Genomic DNA, 17,166 nt, shown 5'->3' on the forward strand with positions numbered 1-17,166 from the left:
GGTCTCTTATGGCTCTACTGAAGAGCTGGCTGGACGTCGCCAAGCCGCACCAAGACATCGCTGACGGCTCCTTCGACGAGTCGCTGTTCGCCGCTGACCTGGGACTCGTGGCCCGAGGTAAAGGACCCGAGGACTATCGTGACCCGGCGCTCTTCGCCTCCAAGACGTTCCTCACCGCCAACCTGCGGGAGGCATTGGTAGAGATCGGCAACCGGCTCGCCGGTGACATCTCGGCCACCTCCGTTCACCGCATGCAGACTGAATTCGGCGGGGGCAAAACACACACTCTCCTAGCCGCATACCACCTGTTCGGCTCCCCGGACGAGGTCGCGCACACCAAACTAGCTCGAGATCTGGCCAAACTTCTCAAGGGCGGCGCGCTTCCCAAGGCAAAGGTGGTGGTGCTGGACGGCGCTGCGATGCGGGTCGACCCAGAGCCAATGCCGGATGGCACCGTGGTGCACACCTTCCTCGGTCATCTCGCATGGCAGCTAGGTGGTCCCGATGGTTACGCGATCGTCCAATCGCAAGATGAGGGACGGCGGGGTACTTCCACCGCCCAACTTGTGGATCTCATGGAGCGCTACGCGCCGTGCCTCATTCTGATGGACGAGACTCTTGAATACCTCAGTAAAGCTCTCGCGGTGCGCACCCACGAAGGTTCACTAGCAGCAACCACCTTGACGGTCATCAAGGAGCTGGTCACTGCAGTCCCCAGCGTGGCTGGTGCCTGCCTGCTCGCCACGCTCACCGCCTCGAACCGAGAGGATTACGCGTCGGTTGCTGACGAAGACATGCAGGATCGGCTGTCCCGCGTCGTGGGTCGTACGGAGAGCATCGTCACTCCGGTCGAGGGCGATGACATCTTCCCTATCCTGCATACTCGGCTGTTCGAGACTGTCGGCGACCCGAAGGCGCGGCGCGCTGTAGCGGACGCCTACGGAGCGTACTATGTGCAACTGGGCGACGTACTGCCGGCCACTTTCCGAGATGGTGGATACCGGGACCGCATCGAGGCTGCGTACCCCTTTCACCCTGAACTAATCGACATACTCACCAACCGGTGGGGATCGCTTTCGGGCTTTCAACGCACCCGCGGCGCGCTCCGTACCCTTGCCCACACCGTTAAGAGCCTTACTCAGGCTCAGCACCAAGCGCCGCTCATCCATCCGGGGGACGTTCCTCTCCACGACGCGGGCGTGCGGGCCGAGGTGATTCGGTTCGCAGGCGAGTCGTACAAGGCGGCGCTCAACGCCGACATAATCAGGAATGATTCTCACGCTGTTCAGGAGGATCAGCGTCGGGGTGGTGAGGTCTCTAGTAACCGGCTTACGGTCGGCTTGGCTACCACTGCCTTCCTCAATTCCTTCGGGCCCGAGCGGGTTGTCGGCGCATCGGCTCATCAAATGCTTGTCGGAGCTGGGCGACCAGGGCTTTCCCGAGGGATCATCGAGGACGTCCGTGACGCGTTTAAGAACGCTGCTTGGTACATGCGCTATGAGGGCGGTAGATACCGCTTCACCACTGAGCCGAATCTGAACAAGGTCATTGTCGAACGTGAAGGTGCAATTGCAGAGGAGTCCATCACCGAGCTGCTCAATACGGCTCTCGCGGCGGTCGCACCAGGTCGGCGGCCCTGGAGGGTCGAGCTCCATGTTGACGACAGCACAGCCGTACCTGACGAGAGTCGCCTAGTACTTGGCGTTTTGGACTACCGGCACGTCATCGGCGTGGGGGCCACCGACGCAACCCGAGACCATGCTCGGACCGTGCTGACGCGGCGCGGGCCGAGCGGACGAACCAACAAGAACGCCATTGTGCTCATCGCCGCTGATGATGGCGCCCTTTCCAAAGCTCGCGCGACGGCGCGCAGGCTGGCCGCAATGAGCGACCTCAAGGACGACAAGCACCGGCTTAAGCGCTTCAACGAGGAGCAGCGCGAAGACCTATTCGCCCGAATAACCAGTCACGAGAGCCGTCTGCCCGCCCAGCTGGTCATGGCGTACAGGCATCTGCTGGTGTTGGAAAGCGATACTAATGGTAACGGAGGTACCGTGGTCGATCTGATTGACCTCGGTCCTGCCAAAGTGAACGACACCATCACCGGTCGTGTCACGGATCATCTGCAATCGACCGATCAGCTGCTCGACGCGTTGGCTCCCGCCGCCGTACTATCGGCACGCTTCGATCTGCTGCCGGCCGGACAAGACGCTGTAGAGATCGCTCATCTGCTGAACGCATTTCACCGATACCCGAGACTGCCAAAGATCGCCTCCGCGGAGGTCCTACGGAACTGCCTGATCAATGGGGTCCAGCAGAAGGTATTTGCGCTTGCCTCAGGCTCCGCTTGGGACGCTTCCGACTCAGTTATCAGGTTCGGAACCTCGGTAGAATCAGGCGAGATCGAATTCCAGGAAGGCACCTGGCTAGTACGCGCTGCCGCAGCCCAAGATTTGCTTAGCCACAGGGTACCCGAACCGGAGAAACCGTCCCACGAACGCCCTGCCCCGGGTGGTGGGGAGCAGTCTCCCGGCACCGGTGACGGCTCCACTGGAGACCCGGGCGCCAAGCCCACGCCTCCGGCCATTCCCTCCAGCCCGACCCATCTCACCGTAAGAGTCAGCGGTGTACCCGCCGACAAGGCGCGAGATGTCCTGAAGGTCGCCGTCCTGCCCTTCGCGGCGGACGGTGCCCATGTGGCTATCGACTTCACGATTACCGCCGACGCAGAAAGTGGAATCCCGTCTCAGACCCTTGACCTTGTGGTCAAGGAGGGGCTCCGCCAGATCGGTGTGGAGCACGACGTCACTGCAGAGTGAGCTCGCGAGGCTGCGGGAGCGCCAACGATTCTGCTGTCCCAGCCTGGCTGGGGAACGTATGGGAACAGCGCCCCGACGAGCCGAGTGACAGCCGGACGCGGCCGGACTGAGCGCGCAGGGCCCTCAGCGACTGGATCTTAGGCCGGGCGTTGTTTCTCGTTGTAACTGGCGCCGGGTACACACGACACGCTGGGAGCCGTGTACGGAATCTGCTTCACCTAATCTAGGTGGCCAGACTGCTGACCAAGGTCGAGAGAAACCTATCTTCAGGTCATCAAAGGCGCCCCGCTCCGCGGTCCGCCGGCGGCCGGCCGATACTCGGGCAGGGCATGCGGCCTCTTCGGGGCCGACCCGGCCCGAACCGACCGACCGCTTTTGGGGCGCAGGCACCCAATCAATCCGACGTGAAACCTTCACCCGGATTGACCAGCTCCGTGTCGCATCACCCCCCACAGCCGCCACATCAAGGTCAAGCCGCTACGCGGTCGAAGAGGTCGAGCCATGGCCCGTCGATCGCGATGTAGATCCGCCGGGCCGCCATCAAAACCATGAGCCGACACCTCGCCCGCGGCCAGCAAGCCACCCCCCCGGATCACGTCCCCTCGAACACATTCACTGAAGCCGCTAGCCAGAGTGGGATGGGATGGGGCGAGAGCCCGAGGAGCGGATGCCTCCGTAGGCTGCTTTTAACCCTCAGGCCCCGGAATGCCGATTGGTTAACAGGTTGGCAAACGAAGGTCTCATGCGAGTTGGGACCACGGACCTTCTGTGTCTTCTTTCGGGATGTACAGAAGCGGTTGGCTAGTGCGGCAGTAGTCCTCCGCTCCCTCGTCCCAGGGGAAGTGGCCGGCCTTGTCCGGCCAGAACAGTTGCGTCATCGGCAGTGGAGGGGCTTGGTAGAAGTCGATGCCGGCGCCGAAGAAGTCCGAGTACCAGCTGGAGTGCACGGGGCGGACGGCTACGTCGTAGTTGTTAAGGACATCGTCTCTGAGCTGATCCGGTTCGAGTGGAAGGCCATCGCGGATTCCTGAACCGGCGGCGTTCACGACCGGCATCCCGACTTCTACAGGCAGGCCGAAGACACATACCTCGGGATTGCGCAGCGTGTGCCACAGACCGATGGAGTACGCCCAGTCGGCGGGCGCGTCGCTTCCATAGACCCCCATGACATGCCAGCCGACATCGGTGACGTTCTTGGCTATCCGGTTGTCGCGCTCTTCCCAGGCCGGTCCCTCAGCGGGTGGCGCGCAAAGGATGCAGAAGCAGGGGGAATCGTCCACCAGACGAGACTAGACGAGTTTCCGCCGAGCCGTCTTTGGACCTCCACGGTTGCTTAGCAGAGGCTAGGCCGATCAATACGGACGCGGATCTGAGCCTTGCCGGCCGCGGTGGGCCTGACGACAGCCGTGACGATCGCCGTGGCCGGATGCTCGCCGTTCGTGGTTGCGGCGATCGGGTGGCGCCGCTGTCGGTGCTCGGGCCGTGACCCGCCCTGCGCTTCGGGTCCGCTTGTCCTCGGATTCGGCGGTTGTAGCGGGACCACCTTTTCGACGATCGAAGTATGTTCTTCGCACGACTGAAATGGTATTAAAAATTATTTCCAGACTCGGTCCACACTTGTTCAAAGCTGGTCAGGTATGTTTCGGCCATATCGCCAGGTGTGGTGTGGCGGACATGTATAACTGGAGCGTGGGATGCTGTGGATCCATAGGTGTGTGCATTTATTAATAGATCGTTATCTCCACGGTAGATCGACGCATAGAGTGTTGTAGAGTGAAGTCGAATCTCCGTGTTATCAATCTTGGTCAACGGATCGTATAGCGCAAGCGCATTCTGGATCTTTGCCGCGATTGCATTATCGATCCCCTCCTCGGCTCCCCGTTCGGCGACATGCGAGCTGTCTGACTTCCCGAGCAGGATTCGTACGCGTACGCCTGCGCGCGCTCTGTCGGCGAGGATTCTGAGGATCCCATCATCTTCGGCGAGGAATAGAGCGGCATACGCCAAGATGTCGATCTCACGTTCGGCCGAGCCGAAGAGTCTTAGCCATACCTTGCGAGGTACGGCCCATCGGTGTGCATACGCAGCTTGGATTTCCGCAAATTGCTGCATGGGGAGCGGTCGCCGCTGTGCTATATGGGGCCAAAGCTCCTGCTCATCGATGTTAAGTAGGCGGGCGAGTGAGCTCCGGTAACGCGGATACGGGATGCGGCCAGCGATCCAGCGTTCCACAGTCTTGGGGTCGACTCCTAGGCGTGTTGCGATCGATGCTTCGTCGAATTCCGAAGAATCGAGAGCTGCACGCAACCTCTCGTTCACCTGTGCCTCCTAGTGCGTTCGGCAGCCTCTGGGTTGGCCGGTTGTTGCTCACTGCTCCGTAACCGACGCTAGGCAAGCCTGCGGGGACGTCTCAGGACGTAACCGAGTCGTCTACGGACGTCTACAAGCGGATTCAAGAAATCCCGGGACGTCCCTGGGTGTCGGTGGAGACGTCGGCTCCTGGGCGGAAGGCTCTCTCGCACGTGGCGGTCCGTGCCCCACGTGCCACAGGTCGCCGAGTAGCGAGGCGGACGATGAACCAGCCCCCACGATCGAACTGCATGCTCATTGCTGCCTTGCCTTCAGCAGTTGGCCAGGCCCGCGCGTACGCGCGCTGGGTGATGGGGAGGTGGCAGTTGTCCGCCATAGCCGACACCGTCGAGTTACTCGTTAGCGAATTGGTGACGAACGCGGTGAAAGCCACCGGGGTTCTTGACGGGCCGGCGGATGAGCGCCTTCTGGTCGGCAAGGTCAGGCCCGTCTACCTCAGTCTTTCGGAGCTGGCGCAGACGCTGCTGATCGAAGTGTGGGATGCGAGTTCGACTCCGCCATTGCGTCGTGTGGCCTCCGATGGCGACGAGACAGGCCGCGGCTTGATGCTCGTGCAGATGCTGTCCAAGGAGTGGGGGTGCGAGGTGCTGGAGACTGGGGGAAAGGTCGTCTGGTGCAAATGCCTAATAACAGAGGCGATCTGATCAGTTCGAGAGAAGGCCCCTTACCTCTTGAATAGTGCGCCGCGCCCGCTGGCGACTACGTCGCGGCTCCCATAGACGTCTCGGTCCTGAGCGTGCTGGCGCCCCGCTGAACCGGTCTCATCGAGACCAGGGCAGCGGTCCGCTCAGGACCGAGACTCCCTCCTCGCCCCACGCGGTTGCGTGCCTGACTCTGCGTTTCTGAACCCCTGGAAGCTTTCTCTCTTTGCTGGATGGGCTCCTCTTCATGTCATCTTCTGGTTCTGACTTTGATGAACTGCTAACGCCGCGTGAGGCGGCGGCACTGCTGGGCGTCCGGACCACCACGATCGCCCGGTGGGCGCGGGACGGGCTCCTCAAGGCCGCTGTCCATACCCCTGGTGGTCATCGTCGTTATCGGCGCGGTGAGGTGTTGGCGATGCGGGAGGCGAACACCGTGGAACGGCGGCAGTTCGAGGAGGACGCGGCCAGGCTTTATGGCCAGGGCTGGCCGATCCGCCGGGTCGCGGACGAGTTCGGCGTGAGTTACGGCATGATGCGCCGGATCTTGTTGAAGCAGACGGCGCTGCGGAGCCGTAGCGGGCGGATGCGATGATGCCGGGTTCGCGCACGCCTGCACGGGCCAGGTCTCCGCCTGCTGATGGCGCGGCGCGGTCGGGCGACCCACATGGGCAGGAGCCTGGGCGCACAGTGTAATCGCGCTGATCGTCGTATAAAGAGGTCTTCGCGCCGCTGCCAGGCACGACGCGAGGGCCCCTCATTACGCGTTCTGGTCCGCGTTCCGTTAGGAGCAGGGATCAGTTGTGTTGTACCAGTGATCAGTGACTCCACCAGCAGTCGTGTCAGCTAAACGAAGAGTCATCAGTCGTACGGCCTCAACGGCTCTGGTTCCCGCCTCTCTTGAGCGGAGCCAGAGCCGTTGCCATACCTAGCGATCAGAACACCACACGGCGAGGGACGTTTCGATCGAAGACGTCCCTAGACGCCGTCTGCGGGTCCGTGGATGTCCAGGCGTTCGCGTCTAGCTTCAGGGCATGGGACAAGCCGACTGGGCGCGCGAGATCGCCCGTACGCTGCTGGAAACGCCGCTACCGCGCCGTTGGGCGCACGTTCAGGGAGTCGCCCGCCAAGCGCGGTCGCTGGCTCCGATCCTCGGCGATGACGCCGATCTCCTCGAAAGCGCCGCCATCCTGCACGACATCGGTTACTCACCGGATCTCGTCGTGACCGGCTTCCATCCGCTCGACGGCGCTCGCTACCTCCGCGAGGAGCACCACGCCGATGCGGTCCTTTGCGCCCTGGTCGCGTACCACTCGTGTGCGATCAACGAGGCGGAAGACCGCGGCCTCGCCGGCGAGTTGGCCGCGGAGTTCACCCCGGCGAGCCGGTTGCTCTCCGATGCGCTGACCTACTGCGACATGACCACCACTCCGGACGGTCGTCCGGTCGAGGTCGAAGGTCGGCTTAGCGAGATTCAGACCCGGTACGGGCCTGAGCATCTCGTCACCCGCTTCATCCGGCAATCCTCTGCGAGCCTCATCGGCGCTGTACGAGCCATTGAGAACATGCAGATGGGTGACTACGTGATCTCCGGCGCGTTGTCCGGCGACAGGTAACGCGCGATCCGTCTGCGCATCGCGCGATCCATCGTGTACCCCTCGATCTCTGCGGCCGGCACCCAGCGGACTTCACTGGATTCGCTGCTGGGTGTCGGCCAGCCGCTCACCGGACGGCCGGTGAGAACGATCGAGAACTCTTGGCGTACCTCATCGTTGCTCGTGTAGTGGATCACATGCTGCGGGTCGGTGTAGATGCCCACCAGACCGGTGATCTCGGGCGTGATGCCGGTCTCTTCCTGAGTCTCGCGGACAGCGGCCTGCGCGGCTGACTCGCCGAGGTCGATGGCGCCGCCCGGAAGCGCCCAGTTGTCGTTGTCGGTGCGCCGGATGAGCAAGATGTCCCCGTCGTCGTTCACCACGATGACGTTGACCGAAGGGACCATGCTGTTCGGCTTGGGAGCGTTCGGGTCGTCGTGATAGTCGATCCGACCTGGCATCGTCTCAGTCTTCCGTGAGGGGCTTGGCGCCGTCCCAGACGCGCTCGAAGCTCTCACGATAGAGCGCCACCATGTCCCCGCCGGCCACGCTGCGCAGGTGGAAGACCGGAGCATTCGACGCCGCGCTGCCGTACACGTGAGTGTTGACGAGCAGCTCGTCATCAGCGCGGTAGATCGAGTTGTACAAGATCGTGTCGTGTAGGCGGAACTCCACGCCGTCGATCTGACGGAGTGGCCGGTACAGCGCGATCGCGTTCCGGGCCTTGGCGGCGATGGCATCGCCGATGCCCTCTTCCTCTCCACGCCGAGCGACAGCCGCGCAATCGGGCTCGCCCAGTAGTACGCGGATGCGCGCGCCGGCTCTGGCCTTCTCCTCCAGGAGCCGTTGGATGCCGGTGTCTTCGGCGAGGAACAGAGCGACGTAGACGAGGATGTCGATCGCTTCCTCAGCCTGTGAGAACAGACGTCCCCATATGTCCCTGGGCATCGCCCAGCGGTGCGGGTAGAGGTTGACTATCTCGCTCTCGGACGCCGCGGCGACCTGCTGGCGGGGGATTGCGTCCGGCCACAGGTAGGTCTCTTCGACGCCGAGATGGGTTGCCGCAGCGTACCGGTGACGTCGGTACGGCGTCCGGTTCTGGGTGATCCAGCGTTCGATGGTCTTCTCATCGACGCCGAGCGCCTCGGCGAGTCCGGCGAGGGTTATGCCGCGCTCCAGCATTGCGGCTCGCAAGCGTTCGTTTGTCATCTACCGACCAACATCACGGGACGTCTCAGGACTACTTGACCCTAGTAAGACGTCATCAACACGTCCAGCCAGGCTGGTGCTCGTCTCGACCCAAAAGCGCATCTTTGTGGACGTAAAGCAAGTCCCCGATTCGCTTTGAGCCCAACCTCCTCGGCCGAAAATCGGCAGCATCACGAGCCGCTGTAAAACGCGACTCCTCTTGTCCACATGCCTAGCCATGTTCATAAGAGATACGAGGAGACGGGGCTCTGAGAGGAGCACCCATGAACCTCTACTACAACCCGATCGACCCCCTGCCCTGGCGATGCCCGTGCGGCGCCCACGCCGAGCGGAAGTACAGCCTCTGCCGCAAGTGCAGCGCACGCGACACCTGGCGGCGCCGCACCGTACGTCCCCGCCGTGTCCGTCGGACGTTCCGCCGCATCTTCCGGGCGGTGACCAAGTGATGACCGCCGTACTCGTCGCCCTGGGCCTGGCCGTACTCGTCTTCATCCTCGCCCTGCTCATCCTCGTCGGCGCGCGGCGCGAGGCCCCGTGGACCGCCCTCGACGCCGAACCGCCGACCCCGCTGGCCGGCTTCGCCCGGTCCGTCATGGGCGCCCACATCCGCAAGACGAACACGACCATCTCGCCACTCGTGAACGGGCGGAGGTGAGCGATTTGAGGCGACTCCCGGATGGATTCTCTGGACGGCGCTGCATGTGTGGCTCCCTGACCGAATGGGGCAACCGGCGCTGCCGCAAATGCCGTTCACGCGCTCGGTGGCAGCGCCGCAAGTCACGCAACGACTGCCTTTAGGGGAGGTGATGCAACCAAATGACGGTTTCCATCCCGTTGGTCGCCCTCCTTGGCGCCGGCGCGTACATCGCCTGGCGCTTCATGGGCCTACGCATCTGGCACGCCGTCCTGTGCCTGCTGTTCGGGTTCTTCCTCGCCGCGACCAGCGCCGCACCGCAGATCCGCCAACTCGTGACCGGCGTCGTGCAATGGCTCACCGGCGCCTGACCACCCGCACCCGACCGAAGGAGGGGATGCCTAGTGACCAACACCTCACGCAACACCAGGCTTGATCTGCAGGAGGTCACGACCCGAAACGACGCCGCGAGACAGATCGTCGCCGGATTCGCCACCACGCTCCCGACGCGCACCAACTACTGGCGGACCATCGACACCGCCCTCGCCGACATCACCGATCTGGCCAACACCCTTGCACGGACCCGCCTCGACTACGCCGACCTGCTCGCCGCGGCACGTGCCACGCTCGGCGCCCACCTCGACGGCGAAGACGACCCGTTGGCCTATCTCCGCGACGAACTACAAGCGCAAAGGGCCGACCGATGAAGGCCCGTCAGATGCGACGCCAGGCCCGGAAGATGAGCCGCAACGGCATCCAGCCGATGATGCTCATCACCTCCGACGACCAGCTACCCGACATGATCGGCGTACTGATCGGCCGCTGGTTGTGGCGCTACCGCTCCGAACTCGCCCCCGTCCACGCCGCCTACCTCACCGCGCTCGCCGGCTGGCTCCTGCACAGGACGCATCCTGGATGGTGGCCCGGCATCCTCGCGACCACGATGGTCAGCGCAGCACTGCTCGTACACCTCGGTCCCCGACTCGGTCTGACGCGCCCCATCGAGCGTCTCTACGCCGCAGCCGTGACAACCGGCATCGGCGCGTGGCTGGCAGTCGCGACGGCAAACGGCCAAGGACACCGGCCGCTGCCGCAACTCCTGCTCATCGGTGGGACGCTGCTGTCCGTGCCGTGGTGGGCACACCGCCGCAGACGCGCACGCGTCCGCGTCGAACGCACGCTCGCCGCCTGGCCGCAGGTCGCCGACGCCATCGGTCTCAACGGCTCTCGTGTGATGTCCGCTGTCGTAGACGCCTGGGGCTGGACTGCTCGCATCGCGCTACGCCGAGGGCACACCGTCGCCGACGCTCTCGGCAGGCTGGCCGCGATCGAATCAGCCCTCGGCACCCGGCCCGGAGCCGTACGGATCGAAGCCGACCGGAACCGTGCCGACCACTTCCTCATGCGGGTACTGCACACCGATCCACATTCGCGCCCGGTGCCCTGGCAAGCACCCGAGGCCCGCTCGATCACTCAGCCGATCCCGCTGGGTGTCTTCGAGGACGCCACCACCGCGACCGTGCTGCTGCTGCGTCGTAACGCGCTCGTCGGTGGCGTGGTGGGATCGGGCAAGTCCGGTGTCCTCAACGTCATCATCGCGGCACTCGTCGCCTGTGAGGACGTAGTCGTGTGGGGGATCGACCTCAAAGGCGGCATGGAGCTACGCCCGTGGGCGCCATCTCTGGGCCGCCTGGCGACCACGCCAGAACAGGCCATCAACGTCCTCAAGGAAGCCGTCACCGAACTGGACCGCCGAGCCACTGAGTCCAGCCACGCTGGAGCACGCGTTTGGGAACCGACCAAGAGTCGGTCGGCCCTGGTGATCGTCATCGACGAGTACGCCGAACTCCCGGACACCGCCACCGCCTACACCGACTCGATCGCCCGCAGAGGACGAGCCGTCGCTGTCAACCTCCTCGCCGCCACACAACGCCCCACGCAAAAGGCCATGGGTCACGGCGCCGCACGCTCTCAGATGGACGTACGCATCTCCCTGCGCGTACGAGAACGACGCGACGTCGACCTCATACTCGGCCAGGGCATGTACAACGCCGGCTGGCACGCACACACTCTCGACGCGCCTGGCAAGTTCTTCATCTCCGCACCCGAACACCCGACGCCGAAACGCGCACGTGCTTACCTCATCGAAGACAGCGACGTGACGACCACCGCCCGCCGGTACGCCGCGCAAAGACCCGTGCTCAACCCACCTCAGCTGGCCGATGACTCCATACAGGACCAGCAGGTGACCGCCGAAGATCGGCTATGGCAGGCGCTACGAGACGCGCCTGAAGGCGGGTGCGCTGTTCTCGACCTGGTCAAAGCGAGCGGCATGAGCCGGCCCACCCTGTACCGACGCCTCACCGACTTCATGAACGCCGGGCGCGTCGCTCAGGTGCGCCGCGGACACTACCGCGCCACCTCTCCAAACGACGACTTAGCGTAATCGTCTCAATGTCTCACCCTCACGCGCGCCTGCACGTAAGGGGACATGAGACGAGACATGAGACAACCCAGAAGCAAGCACACTGCGTGACCGCGACGGGAGGAGGTGAGGCACCTGCAGGCGTACACGGTCGAACAAGTCGCGGAGATCCTCCACGTCGGTCGTGACAAGGTCTACTACCTACTCAGGACCGGACAACTACGCAGCATCAAGATCGGAAAGCTTACGTCGCATCACCGATCAACACTTGGCCACGCTGATCGAGTCACTCGAAGGGAACGACTCAGCGCCGTAGTGCAGTGCAATGCAGCGTGGTACAGTCCGCCGCAGAAAGGGAGACATGGTCACCGAGAACTACAGCCTGCGACTCGATGCCGAACGCCGCCGCAAGCTGCAAAGCATCGCCACGAAGCAGGACCGAGACCTGGCCTACATCATCAGGAAGGCAATCGATGAGTACATCGAGCGCCACGGAGACGAGTAACGACCCCGCCGCGACAGCCCTGGTCACAACGACCCCGATGGTACGCCTCGACCGCGGACCAGGGCACGCACGACCAACGTCGAGCACCCGAGAGGAGGGATCGAATGAAGATCATCATCGGGAAGCACGAAGCGACCATCTATCCAGAGAACGGAGGTTGGACCGGAGCCATCTCGCTCGGCTTCGGGCCGGACGGGAAACGCACCCGCATCAAGAGGAAGGGGAAGACGAAGACGGCCGTCAAGGAGAAGCTGGTCAAGGCCGTGGCGGACCTCGAGGCCGGCATCAAGACGGCGGAGGGCTACACCGTCGCGGACGCAGTCAACGACTGGCTCTCGAAAGGGCTCAAGGGTCGTGACCCGCAGACGGTCACGACCAACCGCATCCTCGCCGACAAGCACGTCATACCGCTCATCGGCGATCGAAGGCTCAAGCAACTGAGCGCGGATGACGTGGACGAGTGGCTTGACGGCCTCACGGACAAGCTGGCCACTCGGAGCCTCGCAGGTGTCCACGCGATCCTGAAGCGTGCCATCCGGCAGGCTCAGGCCCGCGACAAGGTGGTCAGGAACGTGGCCGAACTGGTCACGACGCCGAAGGGTAAGGCGGGACGTCCGAGCAAGGCTCTGACCTTCGAACAGGCCACGGCCGTACTGGATAAGGCCAAGGCGTCGCGGCTCCACGCGTACGTGGTCCTCAGCCTCATGACCGGCATCCGTACGGAGGAGGCGCGAGCCCTTCGGTGGGATCACGTCGTGGCGTGGGCGGACGGCCAATGGCGACCCGTCATCAAGGCCGGCTTCGATTACGACCGTTTCGCCATCTACGTGTGGCGGTCGGTACGAGCCGGCGGCGACACGAAGACGGAAAAGTCACGCCGGACGCTGGAGCTTCCGCAGGAAGCAACGGACGCGCTCAGAGAGCACCGCAAGCGTCAGACGACCGAACGCCTCGCCGCTGGCGACCTGTGGCAGGACGACAACCTCGTCTTCTGCTCACCGACCGGCAAGGCACTCGACGCCGCGAACGTGCGCCGCGCGTTCCGGCTCATCACCAAGAAGGCGGGGATCGGCGAAGACTGGACGCCGAGAGAACTCCGTCACTCCTTCGTGAGCATCATGAGTGACAGCGGCGTCTCCATCGAGACGATCGCCGATCTCTGCGGCCACGCGGGAACCGCGGTCACCGAGGAGGTCTACCGGCACCAGCTCAAGCCGGTGATCACCAAGGGCGCCGAAACCATCAACGCCGTATTCAAGAAGCAGTCCGCCTGAGGGTGAGTGGCTCCCCTTTTGGCTCCCCACGACCTCTAAAAAGATCAAATGGGATCCCGGAGATATCTCCAGAACCCCATCTGAACTGCCTCAACCTAGCGTCGGGGTGGCGGGATTTGAACCCACGACCTCTTCGTCCCGAACGAAGCGCGCTACCAAGCTGCGCTACACCCCGGTGGTCACAGGTCGTCTTTCAACGCCTGCGCCGGAACTACTCTAGCGGACGTTCACCCCTGCCCGCGCCCCGGTGTCGGTGATCATGCCGGGACCAATGTGAGCAGGGAGGCCTCCGGGGGGCAGCAGAAGCGCACCGGAGCGTACGGTGACGTGCCCAGGCCCGCCGACACGTGGAGCCAGGTGCCCGCGTGGCGGTGCAGGCCCTTGACGCGTGGGCGATCGATGCCGCAGTTCGTCACCAGGGCTCCGTAGAACGGGACGCACAGCTGCCCGCCGTGCGTGTGGCCCGCCAGCAGCAGCTGGTAGCCGTCCGCGGCGAAGCGGTCGAGGTTGCGAGGCTCCGGGGAGTGCATGACGCCGATGCTCAGCGCGCCCTGGGACACCGGGCCGGCGATCTCGTCGTAGCGGTCCTTGCCGATGTGGGAGTCGTTGATGCCGCCGAACTGCACCTCCAGGTCGCCGACCTTGAGGCTGCCCACGTGGTTGTTGAGGTCGAGCCAGCCGGCCGCGGTGAGGGCGGCGCCCAGCTCCTTGTACGGCAGGTCGGGCACGGTGCGGCGTTTGGCGTAGTCGGCGCGGCTCGTACGCCACAGGTAGCGGGCCGGGTTCTTCGGCACCGGGGAGTACATGTCGTTCGATCCGTACACGAACACGCCCGGGCGGTCGAGCAGCGGGCCGAGCAGCGACAGGAACGGGCCGATGGCCTCCGGGTGGGAGATCGAGTCTCCGGTGTTGACGACGAGATCCGGCTCCAGGGAGTCCAGCGCGGCGACCCAGTTGATGAGGCGGCGACGGCCCGGGGTCAGGTGCGTGTCCGAGATGTGCAGGATCTTGACGGGCCGCTGGCCGGGGGCGAGCACGGGCACGTCGAAGCGGCGCAGGCGGAACCAGTTGCGTTCGATGACGGACGCGTAGCCGATGCCGGCGACACCAAGACCCAGAGCCCCGAGGGGGACGGCGTATCTCTTGAGCACACACCCATCGTGCCAGACGGGCCACGCCGAATTATTGGAAAGCGCAGGCCCTCGACGGCACGGTTAGATGTTGACCATGTTGAAGGAGAAGCTCCAGGCCGACCTTTCGGTCGCGATGAAGGCACGTGACGAGGTTCGCACCCGTACGCTCCGCATGGCGTTGACGGCGCTCACCAACGAGGAGGTGTCGGGCAAGCAGGCGCGTGAGCTGTCCGACGACGAGGTCGTCAAGGTGCTGCAACGTGAGGCGAAGAAGCGCCGCGAGGCGGCCGAGGCGTTCGACGGCGCGGGCCGTACGGAGCAGGCGGAGGCAGAGCGCGCGGAGGGCGTCGTGCTCGAGGATTACCTGCCCGCGCAGCTGTCCGACGAGGAGCTGACCGCGCTCGTCGCCGACGCGATCGCCGAGACCGGTGCGGCCGGGCCGCGGGCGATGGGTCAGGTGATGAAGGCCGTCACGCCGAAGGTCGCGGGCCGGGCCGACGGCCGTCGCGTGTCCGGTGAGGTCAAGCGCCAGCTCGCGGAATGACGCAACGGGATGACGCAGCGGGATGACGCAGCGGGACGCCTCATCCGAACGCGTCGATGAAGCGCGTCAGCAGGCGGGCGAAGTCGGCGCGGTCGGCCGGTGACCAGTCGGCCATCGCCGCCGCGAACTTCGCGCGGCGGTGGTCGTGGACCCGCTCGGACAGGTCACGGCCCGCCTCCGTACGGACGAGGAGCGTACGCCGGCCGTCGGCCTGGTCGGCCTCACGCCGGATGAGCCCCGCCTCCACCGCCGCCGCGACCAGCTTGCTGGCGCGGGGCTGGTCGACGCTCAACGCGGCCGCGACTTCCGAGACGCCGATGGGCGTCCCCGCGCGCTCGGCGGCCTCGACGGCGTCGAGCACGCCGAAGGTCGCGTCGTTGACCTGCGCTTCGCCGGCGAGGCTCCGCCGCGTCATCCGCCGGCGGAGGAGGACCATGGCCCGCTCGACCATCTCGACGGGTTCGCTCACCGGCACCGGCCCTCCCGATAGATAACACTCGACATGTAGTTGTCAAAGTATATGTAACTGTCGACATGGAACCTGCGGACCGGCCGATCGGCTACTGGCTCAAGCATCTCGACGGGCTCATCGAATCCGCCTCCGACCGTACGCTGGCGGGGCACGCGCTGTCCCGGCGCCACTGGCAGGCGATGAACGCCCTCCGGGACGCTCCACTGACCGCCGACGCCCTTCGCGACGCGTTGCGCCCCTTCTGGGGCGAAGGGGTCATCACCCTCGAAGGGGTCGTCGGCGATCTCGCCGGACGCGGCTGGATCGCCGGCGAGGACGGCCGGTACGCGCTGACCGAACGCGGGCGAGCCGCCCACGCCGCCGTGGCCGAGCGCGCCGGCGAGACGCGACGCGCCGTGCTCGACGGGCTGACCGAGCAGGACTACGTCGCCACCGTCCGCACGCTCAGCCGGATGGCCGCGAACCTCGAACGCCAGGCGATAGCTAGTTGAACGGCCAGATGCCGCCGCCGCGGCCCCGCTTTCCCTTGCTCGGCCTGTTGTGCGGGCCGTTGCCGTTGCTGACGAAGATGACGACCGAGGTGTCCTTGTCGGCCTTCACGCCGGCGCTCGGCGAGGTGTAGGCGACCGTGCCCTTGCGCTGGTTCGAGTCGATGGCGCGCGGCGAGACCTGCACGCTGAAGCCGGCCGCCTCGATCTGGCGGGTCGCCTCCTGGACCGACAGGCCGCGGACGTTCGGGATGCGTGCCTGACCCAGGTCGCTGAAGTCGTTGACGGACGTGTGGAACGACGAGGGCTTGGTGCCCTGCAGCGCGCCCCGCATCGACGCCCGCCAGATCGGGCCGACGTTCGAGCCGTAGACGCCGGGGCTCGGGTTGCCGAACGGCGCGGCGGGGTCGCCGTACCAGACGACCGCGGACAGGTCGGGCGTGTAGCCCGCGAACAGCGCGCACGAGTGGGCTTCACAGGTGCCGGTCTTGCCCGCGGCGGGACGGCCGATGGCCATGCCGCGGCCGGTGCCGTTCGTGATCACGCCCTGCAGGATGCGGGTGACCTCGTCGGCGACGCTGGAGTCGACCGCCTTGCTGCACTTGGACTTGGGGACGTTGATCTTCTTGCCGGTGGAGTCGGTGACGTCGGTGATGGCGATCGGCGTGCAGTACTGGCCGCGGGCGGCGAAGCCGGCGTAGGCGGCGGCCATGTGCGTGACGTCGATGTTGTTGGTGCCCAGCACCTGGGAGGGCACCTGCTGCAGCGGCTGGCCGTTCGCCTGCTTCATGCCGAAGTTGCCGGCCATCTTCGACGCCTCGCACAGCCCGACGCGCTGTTCGAGGTAGGCGTAGAAGGTATTGATCGACTCCCACGTGCCGGTGTTGAGATTGGCCGACTTCTGCTTGGAGGTCTCGGCGTTGCTGAGCGTCCAGGGTTCGAAGTGGTTGCCCTTGCAGTCGGTGTAGCCGCTGACGGTGGTGCTGTTCGGTGCCGGGAGGGTGGTGCCGACGCTGTAGCCCTTGTCGAGGGCGGCGGCGAGGGTGAAGATCTTGAA

At 64.9% G+C, this 17,166-nt stretch carries 20 protein-coding genes, 1 tRNA gene and 1 pseudogene; 14 read left to right on the top strand and 8 right to left on the bottom strand.

Annotated features, from left to right (window positions below; all coding sequences use genetic code 11):
- Positions 1–8 precede the first annotated feature (8 nt).
- Entirely contained in the window at positions 9–2,819 is a 2,811-nt protein-coding gene (locus tag ABEA10_RS40735; protein WP_345473357.1) for an ATP-binding protein, read from the top strand.
- Between the two features lie 740 nt (positions 2,820–3,559).
- On the opposite strand, the gene ABEA10_RS40740 is transcribed toward ABEA10_RS40735, so the two are convergent.
- Both ABEA10_RS40740 and ABEA10_RS40745 read right to left on the bottom strand, forming a co-directional pair.
- A complete protein-coding gene (locus ABEA10_RS40740; protein ID WP_345473359.1) occupies positions 3,560–4,099 on the bottom strand; it encodes a DUF4262 domain-containing protein in 540 nt (179 codons plus the stop codon).
- Between the two features lie 307 nt (positions 4,100–4,406).
- Positions 4,407–5,138 (bottom strand): phospholipase D-like domain-containing protein, encoded by a 732-nt coding sequence (locus ABEA10_RS40745; protein ID WP_345473361.1) that lies wholly within the window; start codon positions 5,136–5,138, stop codon positions 4,407–4,409.
- 281 nt (positions 5,139–5,419) lie between these two features.
- Here ABEA10_RS40745 and ABEA10_RS40750 point away from each other — a divergent pair, with 281 nt between their 5' ends.
- From ABEA10_RS40750 to ABEA10_RS40760, 3 genes are all read left to right on the top strand, one after another.
- A complete protein-coding gene (locus ABEA10_RS40750; RefSeq protein ID WP_345473362.1) occupies positions 5,420–5,833 on the top strand; it encodes an ATP-binding protein in 414 nt (137 codons plus the stop codon).
- A gap of 223 nt (positions 5,834–6,056) precedes the next feature.
- Positions 6,057–6,425: a helix-turn-helix domain-containing protein gene (locus tag ABEA10_RS40755; RefSeq protein ID WP_345473363.1), complete on the top strand. Its 369-nt coding sequence runs from the start codon at positions 6,057–6,059 to the stop codon at positions 6,423–6,425.
- A gap of 439 nt (positions 6,426–6,864) precedes the next feature.
- Positions 6,865–7,446 (top strand): HD domain-containing protein, encoded by a 582-nt coding sequence (locus ABEA10_RS40760; RefSeq protein WP_345473364.1) that lies wholly within the window; start codon positions 6,865–6,867, stop codon positions 7,444–7,446.
- Here ABEA10_RS40760 and ABEA10_RS40765 read toward each other — a convergent pair.
- Together ABEA10_RS40765 and ABEA10_RS40770 are read right to left on the bottom strand one after the other, a co-directional pair.
- Complete coding sequence (locus ABEA10_RS40765) at positions 7,410–7,886, bottom strand: NUDIX hydrolase (protein ID WP_345473366.1); 477 nt, start codon at positions 7,884–7,886, stop codon at positions 7,410–7,412. The two genes, ABEA10_RS40760 and ABEA10_RS40765, sit on opposite strands and share 37 nt — an antisense overlap.
- A 4-nt stretch (positions 7,887–7,890) precedes the next feature.
- On the bottom strand, positions 7,891–8,634 hold the full coding sequence (locus tag ABEA10_RS40770; RefSeq protein ID WP_345473368.1) for a DUF5919 domain-containing protein: 744 nt from the start codon (positions 8,632–8,634) through the stop codon (positions 7,891–7,893).
- 263 nt (positions 8,635–8,897) lie between these two features.
- Here ABEA10_RS40770 and ABEA10_RS40775 point away from each other — a divergent pair, with 263 nt between their 5' ends.
- The 8 genes and pseudogenes from ABEA10_RS40775 to ABEA10_RS40805 all read left to right on the top strand — a co-directional run bounded on the left by ABEA10_RS40775 (position 8,898) and on the right by ABEA10_RS40805 (position 13,472).
- Positions 8,898–9,080 (top strand): hypothetical protein, encoded by a 183-nt coding sequence (locus ABEA10_RS40775; protein WP_345473370.1) that lies wholly within the window; start codon positions 8,898–8,900, stop codon positions 9,078–9,080.
- Positions 9,080–9,289, top strand: coding sequence for a hypothetical protein (locus ABEA10_RS40780; protein ID WP_345473372.1), 210 nt, complete (start codon positions 9,080–9,082; stop codon positions 9,287–9,289). Before ABEA10_RS40775 ends, ABEA10_RS40780 begins: the two co-directional genes overlap by 1 nt.
- A 161-nt stretch (positions 9,290–9,450) precedes the next feature.
- Positions 9,451–9,639, top strand: a complete 189-nt coding sequence (locus tag ABEA10_RS40785) for a hypothetical protein (protein WP_345473373.1) — start codon at positions 9,451–9,453, stop codon at positions 9,637–9,639.
- A 33-nt stretch (positions 9,640–9,672) separates the two neighbouring features.
- Positions 9,673–9,975: a hypothetical protein gene (locus ABEA10_RS40790; protein ID WP_345473375.1), complete on the top strand. Its 303-nt coding sequence runs from the start codon at positions 9,673–9,675 to the stop codon at positions 9,973–9,975.
- Positions 9,972–11,714 carry an FtsK/SpoIIIE domain-containing protein gene (locus ABEA10_RS40795; RefSeq protein ID WP_345473377.1) on the top strand — a complete coding sequence of 581 codons (1,743 nt, stop codon included), beginning with the start codon at positions 9,972–9,974 and terminating at the stop codon, positions 11,712–11,714. Before ABEA10_RS40790 ends, ABEA10_RS40795 begins: the two co-directional genes overlap by 4 nt.
- A gap of 105 nt (positions 11,715–11,819) precedes the next feature.
- Positions 11,820–11,927 (top strand): annotated as a pseudogene (locus ABEA10_RS51430) (helix-turn-helix domain-containing protein); the annotation flags it as partial.
- Positions 11,928–12,054: 127 nt separating this feature from the next.
- Positions 12,055–12,198 carry a CopG family ribbon-helix-helix protein gene (locus ABEA10_RS40800; protein ID WP_345473379.1) on the top strand — a complete coding sequence of 48 codons (144 nt, stop codon included), beginning with the start codon at positions 12,055–12,057 and terminating at the stop codon, positions 12,196–12,198.
- Between the two features lie 104 nt (positions 12,199–12,302).
- On the top strand, positions 12,303–13,472 hold the full coding sequence (locus ABEA10_RS40805) for a site-specific integrase (protein ID WP_345473381.1): 1,170 nt from the start codon (positions 12,303–12,305) through the stop codon (positions 13,470–13,472).
- Positions 13,473–13,573: 101 nt separating this feature from the next.
- On the opposite strand, the gene ABEA10_RS40810 is transcribed toward ABEA10_RS40805, so the two are convergent.
- A tRNA-Pro gene (locus ABEA10_RS40810) sits at positions 13,574–13,647 on the bottom strand.
- 82 nt (positions 13,648–13,729) lie between these two features.
- On the bottom strand, positions 13,730–14,623 hold the full coding sequence (locus tag ABEA10_RS40815; RefSeq protein ID WP_345473383.1) for a metallophosphoesterase: 894 nt from the start codon (positions 14,621–14,623) through the stop codon (positions 13,730–13,732).
- Positions 14,624–14,693: 70 nt separating this feature from the next.
- Here ABEA10_RS40815 and ABEA10_RS40820 point away from each other — a divergent pair, with 70 nt between their 5' ends.
- Complete coding sequence (locus ABEA10_RS40820) at positions 14,694–15,149, top strand: GatB/YqeY domain-containing protein (RefSeq protein ID WP_345473384.1); 456 nt, start codon at positions 14,694–14,696, stop codon at positions 15,147–15,149.
- A gap of 40 nt (positions 15,150–15,189) precedes the next feature.
- On the opposite strand, the gene ABEA10_RS40825 is transcribed toward ABEA10_RS40820, so the two are convergent.
- A complete protein-coding gene (locus ABEA10_RS40825; RefSeq protein WP_345473385.1) occupies positions 15,190–15,618 on the bottom strand; it encodes a MarR family winged helix-turn-helix transcriptional regulator in 429 nt (142 codons plus the stop codon).
- 65 nt (positions 15,619–15,683) lie between these two features.
- Between ABEA10_RS40825 and ABEA10_RS40830 the strand changes: the two genes are divergently transcribed.
- Positions 15,684–16,112: a MarR family transcriptional regulator gene (locus ABEA10_RS40830; RefSeq protein ID WP_345473387.1), complete on the top strand. Its 429-nt coding sequence runs from the start codon at positions 15,684–15,686 to the stop codon at positions 16,110–16,112.
- Here ABEA10_RS40830 and ABEA10_RS40835 read toward each other — a convergent pair.
- On the bottom strand, positions 16,105–17,166 hold a 1,062-nt coding region (locus tag ABEA10_RS40835; RefSeq protein ID WP_345473389.1), incomplete at its 5' end, for a penicillin-binding transpeptidase domain-containing protein. The two genes, ABEA10_RS40830 and ABEA10_RS40835, sit on opposite strands and share 8 nt — an antisense overlap.

Source organism: Actinoallomurus oryzae (genome assembly GCF_039541955.1).
GTDB lineage: Bacteria > Actinomycetota > Actinomycetes > Streptosporangiales > Streptosporangiaceae > Actinoallomurus > Actinoallomurus oryzae.

What these genes read in the sequence shown, in the direction of transcription:
- ABEA10_RS40765 (WP_345473366.1), bottom strand. Translation starts at nt 7,886, where the DNA reads ATGCCAGGTCGGATCGACTATCACGACGACCCGAACGCTCCCAAGCCG.
- ABEA10_RS40770 (WP_345473368.1), bottom strand. Translation starts at nt 8,634, where the DNA reads ATGACAAACGAACGCTTGCGAGCCGCAATGCTGGAGCGCGGCATAACC.
- ABEA10_RS40830 (WP_345473387.1), top strand. Translation starts at nt 15,684, where the DNA reads ATGGAACCTGCGGACCGGCCGATCGGCTACTGGCTCAAGCATCTCGAC.
- ABEA10_RS40780 (WP_345473372.1), top strand. Translation starts at nt 9,080, where the DNA reads ATGACCGCCGTACTCGTCGCCCTGGGCCTGGCCGTACTCGTCTTCATC.
- ABEA10_RS40800 (WP_345473379.1), top strand. Translation starts at nt 12,055, where the DNA reads ATGGTCACCGAGAACTACAGCCTGCGACTCGATGCCGAACGCCGCCGC.
- ABEA10_RS40775 (WP_345473370.1), top strand. Translation starts at nt 8,898, where the DNA reads ATGAACCTCTACTACAACCCGATCGACCCCCTGCCCTGGCGATGCCCG.
- ABEA10_RS40750 (WP_345473362.1), top strand. Translation starts at nt 5,420, where the DNA reads ATGCTCATTGCTGCCTTGCCTTCAGCAGTTGGCCAGGCCCGCGCGTAC.
- ABEA10_RS40805 (WP_345473381.1), top strand. Translation starts at nt 12,303, where the DNA reads ATGAAGATCATCATCGGGAAGCACGAAGCGACCATCTATCCAGAGAAC.
- ABEA10_RS40760 (WP_345473364.1), top strand. Translation starts at nt 6,865, where the DNA reads ATGGGACAAGCCGACTGGGCGCGCGAGATCGCCCGTACGCTGCTGGAA.
- ABEA10_RS40785 (WP_345473373.1), top strand. Translation starts at nt 9,451, where the DNA reads ATGACGGTTTCCATCCCGTTGGTCGCCCTCCTTGGCGCCGGCGCGTAC.
- ABEA10_RS40735 (WP_345473357.1), top strand. Translation starts at nt 9, where the DNA reads ATGGCTCTACTGAAGAGCTGGCTGGACGTCGCCAAGCCGCACCAAGAC.
- ABEA10_RS40795 (WP_345473377.1), top strand. Translation starts at nt 9,972, where the DNA reads ATGAAGGCCCGTCAGATGCGACGCCAGGCCCGGAAGATGAGCCGCAAC.